Below are 6,592 nucleotides of genomic sequence, written 5' to 3'. Positions count from 1 at the left end.
GCGTACTTACGGGCTTTATCGGCACGATATTTTTCGTCTGGGTACTCTGGCGAAACAAAAAGGTCGCGTGATGTTAGAAGTAAAAAATCTAAATTTCGCCTATCCAAACGGCGCCGGTAGGCTAGAAAACGTAAATTTACGCGTCGGCAAAGGCGAAATCCTAACGATACTCGGGCGAAACGGCGCGGGCAAATCGACCATGCTAAGCCTAATCAGCGGCACGCAGACGCCGCACTCGGGCGAAGTTTGGCTGGGCGGCAAAAACAGCGCCGAGCTTAGCAACAAAGAGCGCGCCAAAATCATGGCCTACGTCGCTCAAAGCGAGATCTGCGAGTACGACTACACGGGTCTTGAGTTTATCACGATGGGGCGAGCGGCGCATCTGGGTATCTTTGCGCGGCCTAGCGAGGAGGACACGGCGATAGCGAAGGAATTTACCGCGAAGCTTGAAATCACGCACCTTGAGGATAAATTTATCACTCAGATGAGCGGCGGGCAAAAGCAGATGTGCTCGATCGCGCGCGCGATGGCCGCAAAGCCCGAGATAATCGTGTTTGACGAGCCGACCTCGGCGCTGGACTTTGGCAATCAGTATAAATTCCTACGCACCGTTAAGCAGCTAAAAGAGCAAGGCTACACCATCGTGCTAACCACACATAATCCCGATTTTGCCGTGCTTCTAGGCGGCTACGTGGCGCTGGTTAAGGGCGGAGGCGAGGTGGCTTTTGGCACCGTGGACGAGATCATAGAAAGCGAGCATCTAAGCAAGCTTTACGGGCTAAATTTGAGCGTGGAGTACATCGAGCAAGTAACTAGAAAGTGCTGCCTCACGCATCCGCTGTGAGTTACGGCGCGCGAGAAGCGGCGTAAATTTGCGCTAGGCAAAATCAAAAAGAATGAGCAACGGGCGCACGCGGCGGGGCGGATAAATTTTGCGCATAAGGAGCGAGGCGTGCGTATCTACCTTGCAAATTTGACGTCTTTGGCTCGTTATTTGGCTATTTTGCTCTCAAATTTAGCTTAAATTTGAGGCTTATAAAATTTGGCCGAGCCTTGGCTGGTTTTAGTCGGCTCGGCTCTGTAAATTTGACGGCTACGGGTTTGCGCCTTGAGTAAAATCGGCGTTAAATTTAAGGCTCGCAAATTTGGGCGGCTTTTATTTTTCTCCCGCGTTGCGCGCCGGAAATGATTAAAATTTGCTTCGTTAAAGCGGTCTTGCTAAAGCGAAGCAAAATCCCTCCAAAAAGGCTCGTTTGCAAAAGCGCAGTAAAACGAGCCTTCAAGGCAAATTTACACATATCCCTGATCTATCATCGCATCGGCTACCTTGCGAAAGCCCGCGATATTTGAGCCAAGCACCAGATTTCCCTCGTCGCCAAACTCCTTGCTAGTTTCGTAGCTAAGCTCAAAGATATGATTCATGATGCCGTGCAGTCTGTGATCGACCTTTTCAAAGCTCCACGCGGTCATGCCGGCGTTTTGCATCATTTCTAGGCCTGACGTGCCCACGCCGCCCGCGTTTGCCGCCTTTGCCGGAGCGAAGTAAAAATCCTTTTGCGCTAGCATAAAATTTATCGCATCAAGCGTGCTTGGCATATTTGCCCCCTCGGCGACGAAGCGACAGCCGTTAGCGTAGAGCGTCTTTATGTCGGCTAGGTGAAGCTCGTTTTGCGTCGCGCACGGAAACGCTCCATCGCACGGCACGTCCCAGACGCCGTTTCTGCCCTCTTTATATTCGCTTACGCTTACGTATTTTGCGTTCGGTCTAAATTTGACGTATTCGCTAAGGCGCGCGCGTTTGACTTCTTTTAGCTCTTTAAGCACCGCTAGATCGATGCCCTCGGCGTCGTAAACGTATCCGTTTGAATCAGAAACCGTGATAGGCAGCGCGCCTACTTGATAGAGCTTTTCTACCGTGTATATGGCGACGTTTCCGCTACCGCTTATGCTGCATTTTTTGCCCTCTAGCCCAAGGCCCGCTCTTTTGAGCATATTTTGCGTAAAATAGACTAATCCGTATCCCGTCGCCTCCGTGCGCGCTAGGCTGCCGCCCCAGTTTAGCCCCTTGCCCGTTAGTATGCCGTCAAATCTACCCGTGAGTTTTTTATACTGCCCAAACATATAGCCGATCTCGCGCGCGCCCACGCCGATGTCGCCTGCGGGCACGTCCACGGTGTTGCCGATGTGGCGGTATAGCTCGCTCATAAATGCTTGGCAAAAGCGCATTATCTCGCCCTCGCTCTTGCCTTTTGGATCAAAGGTGCTGCCGCCCTTTGCGCCGCCGATGTTTACGCCCGTTAGCGAGTTTTTGAAAATTTGCTCAAATCCTAAAAATTTTAGCACGCCAAGATCGACGCTCGGGTGCAGTCTGATGCCGCCTTTATAGGGGCCCACGGCTGAGTTAAACTGTATGCGGTAGCCGTTATGCACCTGCGGTCTGCCGTCGTCGCCCGTGTACGTGACGCGAAATATCACCGTACGCTCAGGTATCACGATGCGCTCTAAGATAGCGTGTTTTTGGTATTTGCTCTTTTTTTTTATAAGCGGCTCGAGGCTGCCCAGCACCTCGGTCGCAGCCTGCACGAACACGCCTTGGCCCGGATTGGTTCTTTTTATCCACTCCATCGTTTTTTCGATGTACTCGCTCATCTTCGCTCCTATTCGTCAAATTTTAGTAGTTGAATATTAACTCTCCTAGAAAAAATTTTTATTTAAATTTATTTTTATATTTTTATTTTAGGCGATAAGTGTTACGTATCGAAACTAAATTTATTAAACATAACTTTTTAGTAAATTTATCGTGACATTATTTTACGCTTTAGCGTTAATTTTGATCGTCTCGGATACGGTTATGTTAAATTTAGGAGCTTGAAATTTACGGCTGCGCGATTTTGCGTATTTGGATGAGTTTTAGTTAAATTTGAAATTTATCGGTAAATTTGCGGTCGGTTTCGTTAAATTTACCAGCTTAAATTTTATTCGGTCAAATTTTTAGCAAATTTGAGTGGGTTAAATTCGCTAAAAACGAGTCAGAACGTAAATTTTAGCCCAAAGCGGGCTAAAATTTGATTACATATCCTCTTTGATTTCGTCGTTGCTGCGAACGACTAGGCCCGAGCCGTGGATGACGCTAGGGATGCATGCCGTGCAGATATCGACCTCTTCGCCGTTTTTGTGGGCGCGGATAAATACGGCGTTTTCGTTTTCCGTGCTTTTTTGTCCGCAGACGTTGCAAACTACGATATTTTCAGTTCTCATTTGTTTTCCTTTTTAAAAATTTCGGCTTATTTTATTTAGTTTTTCGCTGATTTGAAATGATTTACGTCAAGCGCGAAGTCTCGCGTAAAAAGAAAAAATGCGAAAAATAAATAACGAAAAAAACCTGCAAGAAAAGCCCGAAAATAGGCACTAAGCATAGCAGGTAAAAGCACAGCGCGGCGGCTTTAAATTTATATCCGCCGTAGTCCAGCAAGTAAAGCTCGAATTTGTGCCGCGAGAGAGCATTTGGCGCGACGTCGATGAAAAGCAGCGAATAATAAAGATAAAAAAACGCCGGGTGCAGGGCGAGGAAATTTAGCGCGGGCACTGCTAAAATCGGCACGCAAATAAGCGCGATCAGGAAAAATTTGAGCAAAATTTGACCCATGAGAGCCGTTTGGCGAGCTAGGCTGACGTTTGCTAGCTGCGCCTCGTCCACGCGGTAGTGCCTGCGGTTTATCTCGCGCGCGATCGTCGGAGTGAGAAAGCCCGCAACCGCGAGCGCGCAAAAAACCGAAAGCATGACGACCAGATATGCGCCGACGGCGTAAAATATCGCGCCGATGAGCCATTTTGCGATGCCTAGGCTAAGGATTTTAGCCACCATCGGATATTCGGCCAGCGCGCCTGCCTCGCCCGATACGGCCGCGTTTAGCGCCTCGTATAGCTCGCGGCCGCCAAACATCGCGATCGCTGCGATGATGATCGCAGAAAAAACGAGTGGTAAGATAGAAAGCGCAATAAATTTGGGCGTAAAAAGGTCCTTTATCGAAAGGCGTAAAATATCAGCGAACAACGAATCTCCATTTTGTTTAATTTTATAGCCGTCATGCGACGAAAGGGCGTTTGGCGCGGCGGCTTTTCTAAATTTGACACGCATTTTTTGCTTTGCGCAAAGCGGCGCGGCGAATGTTTCCAATGGCGCGCAAATTTAACGCGAGTATAGACTTCGCGGCTAAATTTGACCGATTTAAAATAGGCTGCAAATTTAGCTAAATTTACTCAAATTTGATCCATTTTTTACTTGGATCGGCTAACTACGCGAGAGCTTGCAAGTAGCGCAAATTTTACAGATTAAACGGCGGCATTTTAGCTAGCACAGCTAAGCCGCGCTCAAATTTAAGCAACCCACGACTTAAACTGCCTGGCGACGAGTTAAATTTGCTAAATTTAACGACCCAAGCGCAAATTTGGCCCGCAAAGCCGTCAAATTTTATTTTACCGCCTTGTACTCGGCCTCGAGCGCGGCGTAGATCTCGTCCACGCTTTTTAGCCCGCGAGCGAGGATCTCGTTCATCACGGCGTTATCTTCCTTGCCGTTCCAGACCTTTTTATACGCACCCTCTTTGTAGCCGTGGTCTTGGCGGAAGCGGTTTAGCACGTTTTTACCGACGTAGCACTCGTAAAGCGAGCTGAGATTTACGCCGCATTTTAGGCTCATCGTGAAGTAAATTTTAAGCAGGTCAAAGAGCGAATACTCAAAGCCCGAGCATTTATTTATGAGCATTTCGACGTCGTTTATGATCTCGTAGATGTTTTCGTCAGCGACGTTAAACGGCTCGCGGCAAAACGCCTCAAAGCCGCTGCTAGCGCAGATATCGCTTGATAGCTTTGCGATGTCGCCGAGGTTATTTAGCTTGTACTGCTCGAGCATCAAACTCATCAAAAAGTGCCAGATATCCACGACCTCGACGCGCAGATTTTCTTCATTTGTCGGTGCGTTTATGCTTTTCCAGTGCTTCCAGGCAAAGCTATCTATGAGCTCGGCGCACTCCATATATATGCAGCGTTTCCAGCTGATGAGTTTGCCGTTTTTGTTGACGCCGTTTTCCCAGCCGATGCCGTTGGTATCGTCGTTTAGGCTCTGCTGGAGATTTAGCATTTGGGTGATTTTTTCATTCGCGTTCATAAATTTTCCTATTTTTAAAATTTATGAATTATAGCGAAAATTTTAAACCGCGAACTAAACGTAAAATTTAAAGCTATCCAGCTGAGAAATGAGCTCGTCAAAGAGCTTTTTGGAGTTTTGCAGCAGCTTGGCGTCCGCTTTATTTTGCTCCATCAGCCTATCAAAAAGCTTTAGCGTGCCGTCTGCGATAAAATTTTTATGATTTGCGTCTTTTATCTCGGGAAGCTCTTTGCGAAGGGAGTTTGCGAGATTTGTCACGCGCGAAAATACCCAATCCTCGCCCTCTTTGACGTTTTTCATAAATTTATCTATGCTAGGCGCTATCTTTTCTAGAGCGGCTGCCAGCTCCTCTTTATCGCAAGCGTCCAGTCCGTCGCCTTTATACGAGAAGCTATATCCGTACTCGTGCGTGAGAGTGAGCGCGGATGCCGATGCGCCGGCTGTTTTGGCGCTAGCATAGTCTACGGTTTTGTTGTCGTACATTTTTAGATTTATCTCGTCGCCGCTGCTGGTTTTAAAGCTAAAATCAAAGCTGTTTAGGCTCGCGCTTTGGTAGTTTTGTAGTTTCATGATTTGCCGTCCTTTTGGCTTTATATCGGCTAAATTTCTTTTTTCTTAATACCCCTTGCGCTAAAATCACGCAAAAAAGGATGAAAATGTGCTGTTTTGCCGCGCGCGTATTTTTGCTCATTAGCGCGACCGTTTTGAGCTTTGTTTTGCACGGATTTTTCCCGCAAATTCCCGTCGTCGCGTTTTATTTTTTACTGGCAAATTTGATCTCGCTTACGATATTTTCGCTATTTTTCGCGGGCAAACTGCCAAGCTTCGTTAAGCCCGCGGCGGTGCACTATTTTAGCTTTATCGGCGGCTTTGCGGCTGGGCTTGCGGTGACACTATTTAAACGCGAAAAAGCGGGAGCTAAATTTGTTAAAATAGAGCTTTTTATATTTGCTTTTTGGCTAGTTTTAGCTTGCTTTTTGGCGCTAAATTTTAGCTGGGTTTCGGCAAATTTGGCTCAAATTTTTAGCGCTTAAGGCGGACGAAATGGATGAAAAAATTTTAAAATTTATCCGCAAAATGCACCTGCTTAGCCTTGCTGTTTTAGATGACGGCAAGCCATACTGCGCGAGCTGCTTTTACGCCTTTGACGAGGGAAATTTGGCTTTTATCGTAGCAGGCGGCGAGCAGAGCGCTCACGTGAAGGCGTTTTTAGCAGAGCCCGACGTAGCCGGAACAGTCGCGCTTGATACGAAGGTGGTGGGCAAGATAGAGGGCGTGCAGTTTCGCGCCATAGCCGCTCCCGCAACCGCACAGCAGAGGAAAATCTACTTCGCGCGCTTTCCTTACGCTTTGGCGATGAACCCGAGCCTTTACGCTTTGAGCCTTGGCTGGGTTAAATTTACGCATAATGCGTTGGGGTTTGGG

At 47.7% G+C, this 6,592-nt stretch carries 8 protein-coding genes; 3 read left to right on the top strand and 5 right to left on the bottom strand.

Annotation, left to right across the window (positions count from 1 at the left end; translation table 11 throughout):
- Window positions 1-70 precede the first annotated feature (70 nt).
- Window positions 71-844 (top strand): ABC transporter ATP-binding protein, encoded by a 774-nt coding sequence (locus Q0338_RS10305; RefSeq protein ID WP_298945391.1) that lies wholly within the window; start codon window positions 71-73, stop codon window positions 842-844.
- Window positions 845-1,290: 446 nt separating this feature from the next.
- On the opposite strand, the gene gdhA is transcribed toward Q0338_RS10305, so the two are convergent.
- The 5 genes from gdhA to Q0338_RS10280 form a co-directional block, all read right to left on the bottom strand.
- A complete protein-coding gene (gdhA, locus tag Q0338_RS10300; RefSeq protein ID WP_298086644.1) occupies window positions 1,291-2,649 on the bottom strand; it encodes an NADP-specific glutamate dehydrogenase in 1,359 nt (452 codons plus the stop codon).
- 420 nt (window positions 2,650-3,069) lie between these two features.
- A complete protein-coding gene (locus tag Q0338_RS10295; RefSeq protein ID WP_002949209.1) occupies window positions 3,070-3,258 on the bottom strand; it encodes a hypothetical protein in 189 nt (62 codons plus the stop codon).
- A 61-nt stretch (window positions 3,259-3,319) separates the two neighbouring features.
- A complete protein-coding gene (locus Q0338_RS10290) occupies window positions 3,320-4,054 on the bottom strand; it encodes an EI24 domain-containing protein (RefSeq protein WP_298086643.1) in 735 nt (244 codons plus the stop codon).
- A 417-nt stretch (window positions 4,055-4,471) separates the two neighbouring features.
- Window positions 4,472-5,167, bottom strand: a complete 696-nt coding sequence (locus Q0338_RS10285; RefSeq protein ID WP_298086642.1) for a dUTP diphosphatase — start codon at window positions 5,165-5,167, stop codon at window positions 4,472-4,474.
- A 54-nt stretch (window positions 5,168-5,221) separates the two neighbouring features.
- Entirely contained in the window at window positions 5,222-5,737 is a 516-nt protein-coding gene (locus Q0338_RS10280) for an ATP/GTP-binding protein (RefSeq protein ID WP_298086641.1), read from the bottom strand.
- Window positions 5,738-5,823: 86 nt separating this feature from the next.
- On the opposite strand from Q0338_RS10280, the gene Q0338_RS10275 reads away from it, so the two are divergent.
- Window positions 5,824-6,201, top strand: a complete 378-nt coding sequence (locus Q0338_RS10275) for a hypothetical protein (protein ID WP_298086640.1) — start codon at window positions 5,824-5,826, stop codon at window positions 6,199-6,201.
- 10 nt (window positions 6,202-6,211) lie between these two features.
- Window positions 6,212-6,592, top strand: a 381-nt coding sequence (locus tag Q0338_RS10270) for a pyridoxamine 5'-phosphate oxidase family protein (RefSeq protein ID WP_298086639.1), incomplete at its 3' end; no start/stop codon positions are given.

The sequence above is a fragment of the uncultured Campylobacter sp. genome, assembly GCF_938018145.1.
Lineage (GTDB): Bacteria > Campylobacterota > Campylobacteria > Campylobacterales > Campylobacteraceae > Campylobacter_A.
Note: the sequence above shows the minus strand (reverse complement) of the source record. Positions and strands in the feature narration are given on the sequence as shown.